This window comes from Bordetella sp. 02P26C-1 (assembly GCF_009763255.1).
GTDB lineage: Bacteria > Pseudomonadota > Gammaproteobacteria > Burkholderiales > Burkholderiaceae_B > Bordetella_A.
The window spans coordinates 22118-38730 of the sequence record NZ_WSJB01000003.1 but is presented as its reverse complement, the minus strand read 5'-3'; the positions used below and the strand labels follow the sequence as shown (position 1 = coordinate 38730).

The window sequence follows — 16613 nt, the reverse complement described above, 5'->3', positions numbered from 1 at the left end:
AAGGCACACGGCATCACGACGAGACAGGAGCGAGGATGGCAGAACAGGAGTATGACTACGTCATCATTGGCGCGGGCACCGCAGGCTGCTTACTGGCCAACCGCTTATCAGCCGATGGCAGAAAGCGCGTCCTGCTAATCGAGGCTGGCGGCAAGGACAACTATCACTGGATACACGTGCCGGTGGGGTATCTCTACTGCATCGGCAACCCGCGCACGGATTGGTGCTACAGCACCATGCCGGATCCGGGTTTAAACGGTCGCACACTCCGTTATCCGCGCGGCAAGACGTTGGGTGGTTGCTCTAGCATCAACGGCATGATCTACATGCGAGGGCAAGCGCGCGACTACGATGCGTGGGCCGAGCTGACGGGCGACGCGGCGTGGTCTTGGCAAAATTGCTTGCCGGATTTTATGAGGCATGAAGATCATTACCGGCTCGACGGCGGGCGCGCTCAAGCCACGGGCGATACGAATTTCGCACGCTTTCATGGTAACGGTGGCGAGTGGCGCGTAGAAAAACAGCGTCTGCGTTGGGATATTCTCGATGCGTTCGCCGCGGCGGCTCAACAGGCAGGTATCCCCGCCAGTGACGATTTCAATCAAGGGACCAACGAGGGCGTAGGCTATTTCGAGGTCAATCAGAAATCGGGATGGCGCTGGAATGCAGCCAAAGCATTTCTGCGGCCTGTCTGCATGAAGCGGCCTAATTTCACCTTGTGGACGCATACACAGGTCGTGAAGTTGACGCTCAAGCAATCCACGGATAGAGGCCTCGCTTGCCGTGGCGTCGAAGTTATACGCGATGGGGCGCGGGTAAGCATCGCGGCACGTGGCGAAGTCATCCTGGCGGCAGGCAGTATTGGGACGCCGCAGCTATTACAGCTGTCCGGAATAGGGCCGGGCTCGTTACTGCAGCGTCATGGGGTGCAGGTCCTGCTGGACAAACCAGGCGTGGGTGCGAATCTTCAAGATCATCTGCAGATCCGCACTGTGTACAAGGTCGAAGGCACGCGCACGCTGAACCAGATCTCTAGTACGCGATGGGGCAAGGCGATGATCGGAATTGAATATGCGTTGCGTCGTACAGGGCCGATGAGCATGGCGCCTTCTCAACTTGGTGCTTTTACCCGTAGTGATCCTTCGCAGCCTTATCCCAATATCGAGTATCACGTGCAACCCTTAAGTTTGGATGCGTTCGGAGAACCGTTGCATACGTTCAATGCCTTCACGGCCAGCGTGTGCAACCTTAACCCCACCAGCCGGGGCAGCGTGCAGATCCAGGGGCCCGATCCCGCGCAAGCACCCGCCATACGACCCAACTATCTCAGTACGGAAGCCGATCGGAAGGTCGCGTCGGATTCTCTGCGTGTCACGCGCAAGATCGTGAGTCAGCCGGCGCTGGCCGCGTATCAGCCGGTTGAAGTCAAGCCGGGTAGCGAGTTTCAGACGGACGACGAGCTCGCGCGGCTGGCGGGGGATATCGCGACCACAATTTTTCACCCGGTCGGTACCGCGAAGATGGGCCGCGACACAGACCCGATGGCGGTCGTTGATTCCCACCTTCGGGTCTATGGCGTATCGGGGCTGCGTGTTGTCGATGCCAGCGTCATGCCCAGCATCGTGAGCGGCAATACGAATAGCCCCACATTGATGATTGCTGAAAAAGCCGCGCGCTGGATATTGGCCGGGCAATGAGCCCTCGCCATGGACGCTACGGCCAAGCGCTCACTTTGGCCTGCTGTTGGACAAGCTGTAGCTGGTCACGCGGTTGTTTTGGAAATAAATGCTGAGGTCCCGATCGTCGCCCACCTGACGAGCGGCCTCGCCGGCACCGTACACCGGAATAAAGCTGACTGCCTTCTGGATCATTGAATTGGTTGTGTCGTCCACGTCGTAGGCCCAGTAATCGGGGCCGTTCGGGCCGTCCACTACATAGTCCGGGCGTCCATATATCGCGCGTATGTCGTCTGGGGTGGAGACGCCAATCTTTATGTTCTGGCGCAATGCGGTCGGGCTGAATTTGTCCCCGGTCGATCCAGACAAGGTTTCGCAACCGGAAAGCGCGAAGCAAATACCCAAGGCAAAGAGTGTTTTACGGAGCATGAATCGTGTCGTCTTTATCAAGTTTGCAAGGTTCAAGGCAAGTTAAGTCGTCCATTGTTTTATGTTTTTATACGTCGGACTAATTTTGCCCGGGCGAGTGTAGCATCGGCGAATTCGTGCGCTTTGGTGCATTGCATTTAGTTTCATATGCACGTCATAATTCCGTATGTGCATCGAAAAATAGTTGTCACGGCAACAATTTTGCATGGCACTGGCATCGCTTTGGTCACGCCTCAGCAGTCCAGCGCGCTGCTTTATACTCGCCCACTCCGGGACTCCGATCGCGAATGGAACCTACGGCCAGATCCGGACGTGGGGTAGGAAAAACAATGCTCGGAGATTTGTTTTTTAGTTACATCCAAGCACCTTTGTTATAGGAATCTCATGGCCACTTTTTCTCCCCCCGGTTACTACAACGTCCAGGTATCTGGACCCAACCGCGATTTTCATTACATCTGGACCGGTTACAACGATGTGCCCGTGGTGGCAACAAACACGTCGGTGGTTGATGCTTTCAATGTGGGAGATGCACTGACGGTCCAAGACGTCACCGGGGAACGTACTGAGTGGGTGGTGGGATTCACCAGCGATGGCGTGTTGGTCGAGAATGAGTATGGAGACTTTCGTCTGCTCACGTATAACCGCGACTACCCCCCGGGCGAAATTTTGACGCTCAATGACAACCAATTTCCAGTGTGCTTTGTGAAAGGGTCAATGATTGATACCGATCGCGGTGCTGTGCCGATCGAATGCCTGATTCCGGGGGATAGAGTTTGGGGCAGCACTGGTCTTCGCACGGTGAAATGGCTAGGTTGGCGTCACTATCATGCGGTCACGCTGCGCACGCCAGAGCAGCGAGCTGCGTGCCTGCCTGTACGTATCTCTGCGGGTGCACTAGGGGCCAATCAGCCTAGTCACACGCTGCGTGTTTCGCCCTGGCATCATCTCTATATCGACGGCGTTTTGGTACGCGCGCGTGACCTCATCAACGGGGAATCGATCGTTCAAGAATCCGCGACCACCGAGTTCAGCTACTACCATGTCGAACTGGATCAGTTTGATGTGATCCGGACCTACGGTGTGTTTTCGGAATCGTGGGCTGACGGTGGCAACCGGGATTTTTTCCAAAATGTCGATGTGACGACTTTGCAGCCTGCTGATACGCATCGACGTATGGCGGATCGTCCGGGTTTCGTCGCACTGCGAAAGCCGCAGGACATCGCGCCGATACGCGACAAACTCGCGACGCGTGCTGTCGCGCTGCGGGCGCGTCGCGAGGCGGCCTGACGGGGCACGCCACGCCGCCGGATCGCTCAGGAAACCAGCGCGACCGACTTCACCAGCGCCCAGGCGCGACTGCCGGGCTGCAGCCCGAGGTCGCTCTGCGCGCGCCGCGTAATCCGAGCCAGCAGGGTTGCCGATCCGCACTGTAAGCGCAGCAGGACTTGCGATGGGTGCGTATCGGGCGCGATGGACTCGACAACGCAAGAGAGGTGATTCTGAATACTGGTATGGGCAGGGGCGACGGTCGTGAGACTGACATCGCGTGCCAGCACGCGCAGCCGTACCCGGCGGCCTACAGTACAACCCTCGTCGCGCAACCACAGCGATCCGACCTTGAATTCGATTCTCGCCAGATGCCAAGCGATGCTGCGCTCGACCACCTCGCCCTCGATCAGTGCGCCGGCATCCTCGCCTAAGCTGATAGGCACATCAAGACGCGATAGCATCTCGTGCACGGGGCCAGCGGCTTTGGCCTTACCCTGCTCAAGCAGCACCAGATAGTCGGCCAGCCGCGCGAGCTCATCTGTCGAGTGGGTGACATAAAGCATCGGCAGGTCGAGCTCGGTCTTGAGCTTTTCCAGCCAGGGCATGATCTCACGTCGTCGCGGGCCATCCAGCGCCGCCAATGGTTCGTCCAGCAATAACAGTCGCGGCATGGTCGCCAAGGCGCGGGCAATCGCGACACGCTGGCGCTCGCCGCCCGACAGTTGCGCGACGCGCCGATTCAGTAACTGCCGAATGCCCAGCAGGTCGATCGCCGTCTGCAACATCGCCGCAGCGTCGGCGTGGCGGGTGCGCTTTCTCCCATAGTGAAGGTTGCCCGCCACATCGAGGTGTTCGAACAGACTGGCTTCCTGAAACACATAGCCAATCGGGCGGCGGTGGGGGGGGACGAATCGGTTCGCCTGATCGTCTTGCCAGACCTCGTCGCCCAGACGGATATGGGCGTGCACGGCACGTTCCAGCCCGGCTACACAGCGCAGTACGCTGGTCTTCCCCGAGCCCGAGTGCCCATACAGGACCGTGATGCCCTGGGCTGGCAACTGCAAATCCAGTTCTACCTGAAAGTCGGCGCGGTTCAGCCGCAGGGAAATGTGTAAATTCGTTGTCATGGCAACACCCTGCCCTGGCGGCGCCGCAGGGCAGTCAGTGTCAGCAGCACGACGAAGCTGAATATCAGCATCGCCGCCGCCAGCGCATGTGCGGACGTATATTCCAATGCCTCGACATGCCCGTATATCAACGTTGAGACGACCTGAGTGCTACCCGGAATGTTGCCACCGATCATCAACACCACGCCAAACTCGCCCACGGTGTGGGCGAATGTCAGAACAAAAGCGGTGAGGAAACCCGGCCATGACTGTGGCAGCGCCACCGTAAAAAATGCGTCCAGCGGCGAGGCCCGCAACGTGGCCGCCACCTCCAAGGGCCGCGCGCCTAGCGATTCAAACGCATACTGCATCGGTTGGACGGCGAAGGGCAGGGACGATACGACCGATCCTATCAGTAAGCCGGTAAAAGTAAACGACCACACTCCCAAACCCAATGACTGCGTAAGCGTTCCCACCGGACCATGCGGCCCGAGCGCGACGAGCAAGTAGAACCCCAGCACCGTGGGTGGCAGCACTAGCGGGAGGGTGACCAGCGCCGATACCGGCGCACGCCAGCGTGAAGTCGAGCGCGCCAACCACCATGCTACAGGCGTAGCGATGACGAGCAGAACCAAGGTGGTGCAGATTGCCAGCTTTAGCGTGAGCGAGATCGCTTGTAGGATGTCGTCAGTCAAGGGCATTGACGGAACCGCTTATTCGAACGTATAGCCATAATCCCGCAACACGGCAACGGCGGCCTCGCTGCGCAGAAACTTCATGAACGCAGTCGCCGCATCGTTGTGTTCGGCTTTTCCAAGAAGGATGGCATCTTGACGGATGGGTTGGTAGAGGCTCTGAGGCACGATCCAGGCCGAGCCGGATTGCAATCGGCCATCAACATATATCTGCGCCATTGCGACAAAGCCCAATGGCGCATTACCGGTGGAGGCGAACTGGAACGCTTGGGAGATGTTTTCCCCGACGACAAATTGTGGACGCCAAGCTGTCAGACGTCCCAGCCTCTCCAGCGTTTGTATCGCGGCGGCGCCGTAGGGGGCAAGTCTCGGATCGGCAATGGCGAGGCGACCAAGTGGTGTTTGCTGCAACACAGCGCCTTGGTTGTCCACCAAGTCGGCTTGTGCGCTCCAGAGCACGAGTCGTCCCAACGCATACGTATACCGCCTGGAGCCCATGCCTTCTTGCTCGAGCTTTGCGGGGATCGCTTCATCCGCCGCCAGCAAGACGTCAAATGGCGCACCGTGGTGGATCTGTGCGTAAAACTTGCCTGTGGAGCCGAACGCAAGGGTGAGCTTATGCCCGGTCTCTCGTTCAAACATCGGGGCGAGCTTTTTCATCGGCGCGGTGAAGTTGGACGCCACCGCGATGAGCGCTTCGGCCGCATGGGCGCTCAATGGAAAGACGAGCGAGAAAACCACGGTGAACAGCAAGCGCCTCATATCTTGTCTGGCTGGGCCGGATGAAAGCGCAAGAATACCATCGGCCTGTGACCGCGGATGATGCTTGAGCCGGCTCACTCAAAGCGATAAATTGACACTTCGGATTCGTTGTTCTTCACAGCGTTTTGCCGCTCTATTTCGGGAGGCAAGTGGATGGATATACTCGAAACGATCACGGCCCATACGGCGGCGCTGCGCCTGCCGCTCTTCGCCGTTACGGTGAGTGCCACGCGTAAGACGGACACGCCGTTGATGCTGGTGATGCATTGGCATGGTTTCAGGGCAGACCCGGACGTTTCCGGGGCGCTGCTTTCGGTAGCGGGCTCTGCGGTGCAGGTCAATCAACGCTGGGATAGTTACGCTGCCATTGATCGTGCCATGCTTGACGCCGGATGGCGCTTGGGCGCCTGGGAGGTCGAACGTATTGCCCGGCCCGCCTGGTGGCGGCTGAACGCGCCGGATTCCGAGGCGCTGGCCTGTCGTCGCGCGTTTGCCGATTACTCCGACACAGATTACGCCGATGAGGCCATGGTAGTCGAAGCGCCAGACCATCAAGCTTTATTGGATTTGGCCGCTCGCCGTGGTTATGTGCGCTGGCTGTTCCGGCCGCGCAAAGGCGGAGTCTGGAGTCAGATAGATGGGGATGACGGGACGCTGGATGCGGATGGCGGCCGCTCGATGCCGTGTCCCGTGGCGCCTCAGCCCGATGGCAGAGAGTTGCGCCGCAGGGTCATATATCGCTTGGGTCACGCGCGGCAGCTGCTGATTTGACAGTTTCAATTTGTCGCAATTTCGGCTCTTGAATCCCGGGCACAGGCCCATAAATCTGGTGCGCAACCCCGCAGGGTTGTACGGCTTCGGCGGTGCCGCCGTGACGCCACCCCGTGCCGGTCGTTCACTTTTTGATGATCAAGACTACAGGAGATAGAGTCATGAAGATCCGTCCCCTCTACGATCGGATTGTCGTCAAGCGAATCGAACAGCAGCGCCAGACCGCCTCGGGCATCGTCATCCCCGACTCGGCGGCAGAGAAACCCGAGCAAGGCGAGGTCTTGGCCGTGGGTCAGGGAAAGCGGAGTAACGACGGTTCCGTTCACCCGCTCCAACTCAAGGTCGGTGATCGCGTGCTCTTTGGCAAATATGCTGGCCAGACCGTCAAAGTCGATGGCGAGGAGCTATTGGTGATGCGCGAAGAAGAAGTCTTCGCGGTACTCACCCCCCAAGACAGCGAAATGAAAAAAGCCGCTTGAGATCGCTTGAGTGTTGATTGAGGAGCTATGACATGAGCGCGAAAGACGTCAAGTTTCACGACCACGCCCGTGCCCGTATCGTCAAGGGTGTGAACATTCTGGCTGATGCCGTCAAGGTGACGCTAGGCCCGAAGGGCCGCAACGTGTTGCTCGAGCGCAGTTTTGGTGCGCCGGTGATTACAAAAGACGGTGTGTCCGTCGCCAAGGAAATCGAACTAAAAGACAAGTTCGAGAACATGGGTGCGCAGATCGTCAAACAGGTCGCCTCGAAAACGGCCGATGTCGCGGGTGACGGTACGACTACTGCCACGGTACTTGCACAGTCCATCGTGCAAGAAGGTATGAAGTACGTGGCTTCTGGAATGAACCCGATGGATCTGAAGCGAGGCATCGATCAGGCCGTCACTCGGGTAGTCGACGAACTGCGCAAGATGTCCAAGCCGATTTCGACGAGCAAGGAAACCGCGCAAGTCGCCACACTCTCTGCCAATGCGGACGAGGCAATCGGCAAGATCATCGCCGATGCGATGGACAAAGTCGGCCGCGAAGGCGTCATCACCGTGGAAGACGGCAAGTCGCTGGATAACGAACTGGATGTCGTCGAAGGCATGCAGTTCGACCGTGGCTATCTGAGCCCATACTTCATCACGGATCCGGACAAGCAGGTAGCGCAACTGGATGATCCGTTAGTGCTTCTGTATGACAAGAAAATCTCCAACGTGCGCGACCTGCTGCCTGTGCTCGAGAGCGCGGCCAAGGCGGGCAAGCCGCTGCTCATCATTGCCGAGGATGTCGAAGGCGAAGCGCTCGCCACGCTGGTGGTCAACGCGATGCGAGGAGTGCTGAAGGTCACTGCCGTGAAGGCTCCAGGCTTTGGTGATCGTCGCAAAGCCATGCTTGAGGACATCGCGATTCTCACTGGCGCGACCGTGATCTCGGAAGAGACCGGCAAGCAGCTCGATAAGGCTACCCTCGAGGATCTGGGTAGCGCCAAGCGCGTCGAGGTGCGCAAGGAAGACACCATCATCATCGGCGGCGCTGGCAAGCAAGAAGCGATCGATGCGCGTGTCAAAGCGATTCGCAAACAGATCGAAGACGCGACCAGCGACTACGATCGCGAAAAGCTGCAAGAACGCGTGGCCAAGCTGGCCGGCGGCGTGGCGGTGATCAAGGTGGGAGCCGCCACCGAAGTCGAGATGAAAGAGAAGAAGGACCGCGTCGACGATGCGTTGCACGCCACGCGTGCGGCAGTCGAAGAGGGCATTGTGCCCGGCGGGGGCGTGGCACTGCTGCGCGCACGCGTTTCGATCGACAGCCTCAAGGGTGCCAACTCGGATCAGGACGCAGGCATTCGCATCGTCCAGCGCGCGTTGGAAGCGCCGCTGCGCACCATTGTTGCCAACGCGGGTGAAGAACCGTCGGTCGTTATTGCCAAAGTCCTCGAGGGCAAGGGCAATTACGGGTACAACGCAGCCACCGGCGACTATGGCGATCTCGTCGAAATCGGTGTGGTAGATCCGACCAAAGTCACGCGTACCGCATTGCAAAACGCCGCCTCCATCGCGGGTCTGATCTTGACGACGGACGCGACGGTGGCGCAAGCGCCCGAAGACGCGAAGGCGCCCGCCGCAGCCGCCGAGGCGATGGACTTCTGACGCTGATGTACTGAAGGCCTGGGCTTTCGCTTCGAAGCACCGCGCCATCGCGCGGTGCTTTTTTATCGTCGCTATCTTGTGCCCGATGACTGTGAGCGGCGGGATTGTGCGTGGGTCAAGGTGTACTTCGGGGAGCTCTTCGCGTGGAATCAGAAAATGGTGTCATGAGACCTGTAGAATCCGTACGCAGTTAATTACATTTTTTCTGTGCTTATAGGAGCTCGTATGAAATCCAGTTCTCAGCGTCGCCAGCTCGCTCGTCTGTCTTTGGTGGCGGGCTGTCTCGCCGCTGCCGGCGCGATGGCAGCCGATAGCGTACCGGCGATCATGCAGGTCCCGGCCGGCAACTATGTGGCCTGGCGGGCTTCAGCCGAAGGCACGGTCACTTACGTATGCCATCAGTCGTCCGATATCCCCCCGCAGCTGGCTTGGACGATTGAGAGCGCGAAAGCGACCCTCAATGGTGACAATCAGCAAGGCCGTTACACGAGCCCGCCCGAGACCTGGCGCGCGGCTGATGGTTCTTGGCTCACCGGCATGAGCGTGGTCCGCGTAGACGACGGCGCCGGGCGCCTGGCCGATCAGCTGGTGATGGCGAATCCGTCGGGTGCGGCCGGAATGCTCTCGGGGGTGACGTATATCCAACGTCTCGTGCAATCTGGCGGGGGCGCGCCGGACAGCGTCTGCGATAGCGCCGCGCTGGGTAAACAGGTAACAGTGCCCTATCAGGCGCTGTATGTATTCTGGAAACCCAACTAATTCTCTGCCATTGAGTTTGCGGTGAGGCATGTTCATATTGGATCGCTCCCAGGATATGCCTTCATTGCCTCGCAACATTATTGCGGCATGTGCCTGCCCAGTGCCGAATTCCAAAAGATTTACCGGCGACGGCTTGCGTTAAGTCATTTGGATGGAAACTTTATCTTAAGTAAAGTTTCAAATCCATATAAAATCGAGTTTCAACCCGGCCGAATACGCCGTATCTTGCGATTGGCGAATGCCAACTGAGTTATAGCTGGTCGAGCGTGTGCCGGTGCTTGACTGATTAATGAATTGATACGGTTACCCCTGCCGTGTCGTTTGTCAACTCCAGGGGTTTAATCAGTAGCGGAGGTGTTTGTATGAAGAAAGTTATTTTTGCCGTTGCCGTAGCTGGCTTGGCCGCGTTCTCGGCCACCACTCACGCAGATACCAAGCAGCCCGTGCCCCTGTGGCTGTGCAGCGATTATCTGACCCTTGACGAATCGGTTCGCCCCACCGCATTGGGTTTTGCCGCCGCTGTGAACCACAACGGTGACGTTCAGCAAGCCGTGGTCGATGTCGAAGGCATTGCCAAGGTTCAGCCGCAACTGCTGACCTACTGCAAAGAGAACCCCAAGGTTGCTCTGCGTGATGCGCTGGTTGGCTCGGGCGTCGTGACCAAGAAGTAATTTGGTCACCAAGCTGCGTTAACCGCTGCCGACGGCAAAACCTGTGTGTTTTGCCGTCGATTTTCTATATGGACCGGATTTTTGAACTCATCCTATGCCTCTGCACGCCAAAGACAGCATTCGCGCTGACGAGCTGGACGATATCTATGCCTCCACCGATCTGACGGTGGCCGTGCCGAAATATAAGTTCCCCGCAAAGGAGCAGGCACCGCGGCATGCGTATCAGGTTGTGCATGATGAGCTGATGCTGGACGGAAATTCGCGCCAGAATCTGGCCACGTTCTGCCAGACCTGGGTGGACGAAGAGGTCCACAAACTGATGGACGAGTCGATCGATAAGAATATGATCGACAAGGACGAATACCCGCAGACGGCGGAAATCGAAGCGCGCTGCGTGCACATGCTCGCGGATCTGTGGAATTCCCCGGAGGCGGCCAACACGCTGGGTTGCTCGACCACCGGGTCTTCCGAAGCGGCCATGTTGGGTGGCCTGGCTTTGAAATGGGCTTGGCGCAAAAAGCGTAAAGCCGCTGGTCTGCCGACCGATAAACCGAATCTGATTTGCGGGCCGGTACAAATTTGCTGGCATAAATTCGCGCGCTATTTCGACGTGGAATTGCGCGAGATACCGATGGAAGCGGGCCGGCTGATTATGTCGCCCGAAGAAGTCATAAAACGCGTCGACGAGAACACCATCGGCGTGGTGCCCACGCTCGGGGTGACGTTCACGTGCGAGTATGAGCCGGTCAAGGCCGTCAGCGATGCCTTGGATCAGCTACAGAAAGAAACGGGTCTGGATATCCCGATCCACGTCGATGGCGCCAGCGGCGGGTTTCTCGCGCCATTTTGCGCGCCGGATCTGCAATGGGATTTTCGCCTGCCGCGCGTGGTGTCGATTAATACGTCGGGCCACAAATTCGGTCTCGCACCGCTGGGCGTGGGCTGGGTGATCTGGCGCGATGCGGCGCACCTGCCCGAAGAGCTGATCTTTAACGTGAACTACCTGGGCGGCAACATGCCCACCTTTGCGCTGAATTTTTCGCGCCCAGGAGGTCAGATCGTGGCTCAGTACTATAACTTTCTGCGCTTAGGGCGCGACGGTTATTCCCGTATTCAGAACGCCTGCTATGACACGGCGCGCTATCTGGCGACCGAGATCGCCCGGCTTGGGCCATTTGAGGTTCTATACGATGGGGATCGCGAACAGGGCATCCCCGGCCTGTGCTGGAAGCTCAAGGACGGCGTCAATCCCGGCTTCAATCTTTATGACCTGGCCGACCGGCTACGCTCGCGTGGCTGGCAGGTGCCAGCGTATTCCATGCCGGCTAATCGCGAAGACCTTGTGAGTCAACGCATCCTGGTGCGTCATGGCGTGTCGCGGGATTTGGCGTCCTTGCTGCTCGACGATTTCCGACGCTGCCTGGATTATTTCGCGTCGCATCCGGTGGCCGTACAGGGCGCGCAGGATGAGTCTGGCGGATTCATGCATTAAAGATGAGCGGTTTTGCTTTTTCGGCGTCGCAACGATGCCGTGAAGGCAGTTTTGGGGAGTGTTATGCGGTGGATGAACCATCGTCATCGCCAGGCGGTGCGAATGGGAACGGCGTTCGCGGCGATGCTGTTGCTAGCCGGATGCTCGGCCGCATTGCCACCGTATGTGGTGGTCTTCGAGTCGTATTTCCCTTCGTGGCTGATTTGCGCGGCGCTGGGTTGCGTGGCCGCATTGATCGCTCGGGTTGTTTTGGTGCGGCTGGGCCTGGATGAGTTTCTGCCACTGCCGTTCGTGACTTATCTGGCGATCGCGGCCATCGTGATGTTCTTACTCTCCTTGTTGTTATTCGCGCGCTGATATGCCAAAGGCTACTGACCATCAGGTTTCCCGGCGACGCGTCGCCATCGCGGTGATGTTGATCGTGGTTGTCGCGGCCGTTGCATTGGGATGGTTGTACTACGCGCGAATCAAGGCTTCCCCGTTGTCAGAAGACGCGGTCCTGACAGCACGCATCGCGCGCATTTCTGCTGCGGTGCCCGGCCGCGTGAATCTCGTCGCGGTGCAGGAAAACAGCGCGGTGGCCAAAGGCGACTTGTTATTCACGTTGGATCCCGAGGTCTACCGTCTGCAGGTCGAGCAGGCCCGCGCGGCCTTGCAAGCGGCCGAGGCGACACTGGCCACGCGACGTCGTGGGATCTCCGCCGAAGGCTCGAATGTAGAAATCGCCGCGCAACAAGTTCAACGCGCTCGCGTGAATTTGGCTCAGGCCACGCAAACCTTGGCGCGCTTGCAAAGTTTGCTACCCAAAGGCTATGTCACCGCGCAGCAGGTCGACGATGCCCGCACGTTGAAGCGAAATGCCGAAACCAGCCTGGAGGAAGCCCTCGCTCAACACGAAGCGGCCAAGGTGCTGGTTGGCACGGAAGAGGGCGCCATGGCGCTGGTGGCCGAGGCCCGTGCGCAACTGGCCATCGCCGAGCGTCAATTGCGCGAAACCGAAGTGCGCGCGCCCAATGATGGCCGTGTCGTGGGCTTGTCGGTCGCTGTCGGCGACTATATCTTGCCGGCACAGTCGGCATTCACGCTCATAGACACCACGCATTGGTATGCGAGCGCGGGCTTTCTCGAAACCGAGTTATCCGCGGTCCGGCCGGGCATGTGCGTGCAGGTCTATGTGGCCGAGGATCGGTCACGGATTCTGCGCGGCCGTGTGGACTCGATCGGCTGGGGCGTGTTGCCCGGCGACGAAATACCCATTCCGAGCAACTTGCCGTATGTGCCCAAGACCTTGAACTGGGTGCGTGTGGGGCAAAGGTTCCCGGTGCGCGTGCTGTTGGACGCGCCGCCTGCCGACCTGATGCGCATCGGTGCATCCGCGACCGTTATTGTTCAAACCGATGAAAAGTGCTGAGGCGCGGCGCCAGTTCATGCGGCTGTTGTGGCATGACCTGACGGATCCATTCCCCGGCAGGCTGGCGCAAACTTGGCGCATCGCGCTGGTGTGTGCGCTGACCACGATGGTGGCGGCTGTCTATCAGATTCCTGAGGCCGCACTGAGCTGCTACCTGGTGTTCTTCGTCATGAAGGCCGACGCCGCGGAAAGCTCGATCCTGGCCGTCGCGTTGACGGTGCTGGTGGGCATGATGCTGGTCATTCTTGTGCTGCTGACGCGATGGACCATCGATGTGCCGTCGATGCGCATTGTGGCTCTCGTGATTGCATCGTTAATCTTGCTGTATTTAGGGTCCGCGAGTCTGCTCGGTGAGCTTGGCGGCATCATCGCGCTGGTCATTGCGTTTGTATTGACCCTGTTGAGCATTGCGCCGACGGGCGAGCTCGCTACGCGAGGGATTCTCTATGCAGGCCTGATGGCGACCATGCCCATGGCCTGCGTTTTGATCGTGAACATGACGATGGGTCTCAAGCCCATCAGCTTGTTGCGCCAATGCGTGCAAGATCGCCTGCTTGCCTGCGCCGATCTCGCGCAGCACCCTGATCCGTCCGCGCGGGCACGCGTTGCCGAAGCGGTGTGGGAAGGCCAGGAGGAAGCGCTCAAACGTCTCAAGATGACCAAGATGCTGGCGCTGGGACGCAGCGCTGAACACAGACGCCTGGCCCGTGCCTTGGTTGAAAGTTACCGGATCGCGCTGGCGGTGTTGGCCCTACCGACGAGCACGCCGCAGCCGAGCCGCGATGCCCTGGCCGCAGTGTTGCGTCAGGCAGGTGAATCGTTGGGGAGAGGCGAGGCCGTGGAAATCAGCGAGAGCTTGCCTCCAGGCATCGGCGGAGCCGAACAAACTATGTGGCGCGCGCTTCATGATCTTGCAGGCACGCCTGACGATTATCCCAGTGACGCGCCCGCCGAACCGTTCCTGCGCGCCGACGCCTTCACGAACCGCGAGCATGTACGCTATGCCGTCAAAACCACCGCAGCGGCGGTCATCTGCTATTTGATCTATACAGCTGTGCAGTGGCAGGGCATACACACGGCATTGATCACTTGCTATGTCGCTGCGCTGGGCTCCGTCGCCGAGACCGCGCACAAGCTGGTTTTGCGAATAACGGGTTGTCTCATCGGTGCGGCGCTTGGCATTGCCTCGATACTCTTCGTGATGCCGCACATCACCTCGGTGGGCGCCATCATGCTGTTGGTTTTCCTTGGTACGTTCGGCGCCGCCTGGGTTTGGGTGGGCAATGAGCGTGCGTCTTATGCTGGCGTGCAAGTTGCCCTGGCGTTTCTTCTGACCGTGTTGCAGGGATTCGGGCCCACCTTCGATATGGACACGGCACGCGATCGGATCGTCGGTGTGTTGCTGGGCAACTGCGTGCTTTATTTGGTGTTCACGCGCTTATGGCCTGTCAGCGCGATCCGGCGCGCGTGGGAAAGTATTCACGATGCGATCGCCAACCTCGCGGCGCTGGCACGCAATACCAAACAGGTTGAAGGTAAACATTCGCACGATCTGCGCCTGGCTTATGTTTCGCGTGTCGCGAGCCATCTGGCCGACTGCAGGCGAGTCCTGGGTCTGGCTTACTTCGAGATGTCGGTGCGACGTGCAACGCAAGCGAAGCTATGGCGGGCCGTACGGGTGATGACGGCTCTGCGGCGGCTGACGACAAGGTTGGCGTCAGCTTCGGGTGACGCCAGCGGAGTCGCGCCGCGCCTGGAAAACGTGGCTGCCACCAATCAAAAGTCTGCGGTGCCCATCGAAATCGACGAATCGAGTCGTGGCCAGACGACTGCGGCCTCGCGCAAGCCCGTTGCTCGCGCGGCTAACCTGTTAGAGGATGACATTCGTCACCTGGAGAAGCTGATTCATGAGCGCTGACATCATCCGCCATGTCCGACTGGTGGCAGCATCGGTGCTGGCCATAACGCTGGCGGCTTGCGCGACGGATTCCGAGTACGCACCCGCGTCCGCCCATCGTCCCTGGACGCCACCCTCTGTTTCGGCGCAATGGCGCGCGCTCGCCGTAGACGGTGCCTCGGCGTCATCTCCCCAGTTCAATGGCGGTGCCCAGCAACCCAAGCAAGATCAGGCCTATGACTTGCCCGCATTGATCGATATCGCGCAGTTCAACAACCCGCTGACCCGGGTCGCCTGGAGTCAGGCGCGTCAGGCTGCTTCGGGGATAGGGCTGACAGAGGCCGCCTATCTGCCCATGCTGTCGGCCAATGTGATGGGCGGCTATGTGTCCACGCGATGGCGTTTGCCCGAGGTGCTGGACGAGCGTTTAACGGTGCGATCGTCGGCCAACGGCGTGGCGGCCGGTATCGGCCTGGAGTGGTTATTGTTCGATTTTGGCCAACGCGACGCCACGCACGAAGCGGCACGCAATCTGTCGATCGCCGCTAATTTCTCGTTTAACGCCGTGCATCAGCAGCTGGCTTATGAGGTGGCCAACGCCTACTACGCCTTCGGCGCGGCACGACAACGCAGTCGGATCGCCGTGCAGGCGCTACGCAATAGCGAGGCGGTACTGGCAGCCGCCGAGGCGCGCAGGAAAAGCGGGCTGGCCACCACGGTGGAGGTTGCGCAGGCTCGTCAACAGGTCGCGCAATCGCAGCTGCAGCGCGTCACCGCCGAGGGCGCGCAACGCAATGCCTATCAGGTCTTGCTCGACAAACTTGGGCTGCCTTACGGTACCGTGTTGCAAGTCGCCGATAGCACCACCGCGCCTTTGCCCAGTGCCAGCGAGTTGCCTGCAGGCGCGGTGCTACAGCGTGCGTTGGCTGATCGGCCTGATGTATTGGCCAGCGTCGCTTCCTTGAAAGCCGCCGAAAGTGGTGTGGATGCCGCGCGGGCGGCCTTCGCGCCCAAGGTCTTTCTCGCCGGCTTCGCGGTAGGCGGTAACGAAGAAGTCGCCCTGGGGCCCATCGCGGGTCTGGCGAACAACGGTTCGGCGCGAGCGATCTTCCTGGGGATGTCCATGCCAATCTACGACGGAGGCCTGCGCTCCGCGCGCCTGCATGACGCCCGCGAACGCGTAAACGCCGCGCGCGCCACGTTGGACAAGCTCCGCGCGGCGGCGATCAGTGAGATTGTCGTGGCCAACAACCTGCTGGAAAACGCCTTGGCATCTTATGAGGCGGCGACCACGCTGGTGGAGACGGCGCGCATTACCTATGACGCGGCGTTCGACAGTTATAAGCAGGGTTTGGGCACCGTCACCGTCGCGACCGAGGCGGCGAATGGACTGTTGGCCGCTCGCAGCGCGCAGACGGACGCGCATGCCGCGGCGCTGTCAGCGGCCGCGGCGCTCGCCCTTGCATTAGGCAAGATCGATCAAGCATTTCCCCAGCAGAACACGCAGCGGCGTAAGGGCGTGCCGCGAAACTAGTTGGAAA

At 59.6% G+C, this 16613-nt stretch carries 16 protein-coding genes; 12 read left to right on the top strand and 4 right to left on the bottom strand.

Annotated elements, in window-relative coordinates; all coding sequences use genetic code 11:
• Positions 1 to 35 precede the first annotated feature (35 nt).
• Positions 36 to 1697 (top strand): GMC family oxidoreductase, encoded by a 1662-nt coding sequence (locus tag GOQ28_RS02145; protein ID WP_160355262.1) that lies wholly within the window; start codon positions 36 to 38, stop codon positions 1695 to 1697.
• A 30-nt stretch (positions 1698 to 1727) separates the two neighbouring features.
• Here the strand turns inward: GOQ28_RS02145 and GOQ28_RS02140 are convergent, their stop codons facing one another.
• Positions 1728 to 2105: a hypothetical protein gene (locus GOQ28_RS02140; RefSeq protein ID WP_160355261.1), complete on the bottom strand. Its 378-nt coding sequence runs from the start codon at positions 2103 to 2105 to the stop codon at positions 1728 to 1730.
• A gap of 384 nt (positions 2106 to 2489) precedes the next feature.
• Between GOQ28_RS02140 and GOQ28_RS02135 the strand changes: the two genes are divergently transcribed.
• Positions 2490 to 3392: a Hint domain-containing protein gene (locus GOQ28_RS02135; RefSeq protein WP_160355260.1), complete on the top strand. Its 903-nt coding sequence runs from the start codon at positions 2490 to 2492 to the stop codon at positions 3390 to 3392.
• Between the two features lie 26 nt (positions 3393 to 3418).
• Here the strand turns inward: GOQ28_RS02135 and modC are convergent, their stop codons facing one another.
• Genes modC through modA form a run of 3 tightly spaced genes read right to left on the bottom strand, consistent with a single transcriptional unit; the run spans position 3419 to position 5937 of the window.
• Complete coding sequence (gene modC / locus GOQ28_RS02130; RefSeq protein ID WP_160355259.1) at positions 3419 to 4501, bottom strand: molybdenum ABC transporter ATP-binding protein; 1083 nt, start codon at positions 4499 to 4501, stop codon at positions 3419 to 3421.
• Complete coding sequence (modB, locus tag GOQ28_RS02125) at positions 4498 to 5181, bottom strand: molybdate ABC transporter permease subunit (protein WP_160355258.1); 684 nt, start codon at positions 5179 to 5181, stop codon at positions 4498 to 4500. Before modB ends, modC begins: the two co-directional genes overlap by 4 nt.
• 12 nt (positions 5182 to 5193) lie before the next feature.
• Positions 5194 to 5937 (bottom strand): molybdate ABC transporter substrate-binding protein, encoded by a 744-nt coding sequence (gene modA, locus GOQ28_RS02120; protein ID WP_160355257.1) that lies wholly within the window; start codon positions 5935 to 5937, stop codon positions 5194 to 5196.
• Between the two features lie 153 nt (positions 5938 to 6090).
• Between modA and GOQ28_RS02115 the strand changes: the two genes are divergently transcribed.
• The 10 genes from GOQ28_RS02115 to GOQ28_RS02070 all read left to right on the top strand — a co-directional run bounded on the left by GOQ28_RS02115 (position 6091) and on the right by GOQ28_RS02070 (position 16606).
• Entirely contained in the window at positions 6091 to 6708 is a 618-nt protein-coding gene (locus GOQ28_RS02115; RefSeq protein ID WP_160355256.1) for a diguanylate cyclase, read from the top strand.
• A gap of 161 nt (positions 6709 to 6869) precedes the next feature.
• On the top strand, positions 6870 to 7187 hold the full coding sequence (locus tag GOQ28_RS02110) for a co-chaperone GroES (RefSeq protein ID WP_160355255.1): 318 nt from the start codon (positions 6870 to 6872) through the stop codon (positions 7185 to 7187).
• Positions 7188 to 7219: 32 nt separating this feature from the next.
• Positions 7220 to 8842 (top strand): chaperonin GroEL, encoded by a 1623-nt coding sequence (groL, locus tag GOQ28_RS02105; RefSeq protein WP_160355254.1) that lies wholly within the window; start codon positions 7220 to 7222, stop codon positions 8840 to 8842.
• 225 nt (positions 8843 to 9067) lie between these two features.
• Positions 9068 to 9601, top strand: a complete 534-nt coding sequence (locus GOQ28_RS02100) for a DUF3455 domain-containing protein (protein ID WP_160355253.1) — start codon at positions 9068 to 9070, stop codon at positions 9599 to 9601.
• Positions 9602 to 9963: 362 nt separating this feature from the next.
• Entirely contained in the window at positions 9964 to 10272 is a 309-nt protein-coding gene (gene hdeA, locus GOQ28_RS02095; RefSeq protein ID WP_160355252.1) for an acid-activated periplasmic chaperone HdeA, read from the top strand.
• Between the two features lie 94 nt (positions 10273 to 10366).
• Positions 10367 to 11764, top strand: a complete 1398-nt coding sequence (locus GOQ28_RS02090; protein WP_160355251.1) for a glutamate decarboxylase — start codon at positions 10367 to 10369, stop codon at positions 11762 to 11764.
• Between the two features lie 72 nt (positions 11765 to 11836).
• The gene (locus GOQ28_RS02085; protein WP_202109602.1) at positions 11837 to 12121 is read left to right on the top strand and encodes a YtcA family lipoprotein; all 285 of its coding nucleotides are present in this window, start codon (positions 11837 to 11839) and stop codon (positions 12119 to 12121) included.
• Position 12122: 1 nt separating this feature from the next.
• On the top strand, positions 12123 to 13175 hold the full coding sequence (gene mdtN / locus GOQ28_RS02080) for a multidrug transporter subunit MdtN (RefSeq protein WP_160355250.1): 1053 nt from the start codon (positions 12123 to 12125) through the stop codon (positions 13173 to 13175).
• The gene (locus tag GOQ28_RS02075; RefSeq protein ID WP_160355249.1) at positions 13162 to 15093 is read left to right on the top strand and encodes an FUSC family protein; all 1932 of its coding nucleotides are present in this window, start codon (positions 13162 to 13164) and stop codon (positions 15091 to 15093) included. Before mdtN ends, GOQ28_RS02075 begins: the two co-directional genes overlap by 14 nt.
• Complete coding sequence (locus GOQ28_RS02070) at positions 15083 to 16606, top strand: TolC family protein (RefSeq protein WP_160355248.1); 1524 nt, start codon at positions 15083 to 15085, stop codon at positions 16604 to 16606. The genes GOQ28_RS02075 and GOQ28_RS02070 overlap by 11 nt, the downstream gene beginning before the upstream one ends.
• Positions 16607 to 16613: the final 7 nt, after the last annotated feature.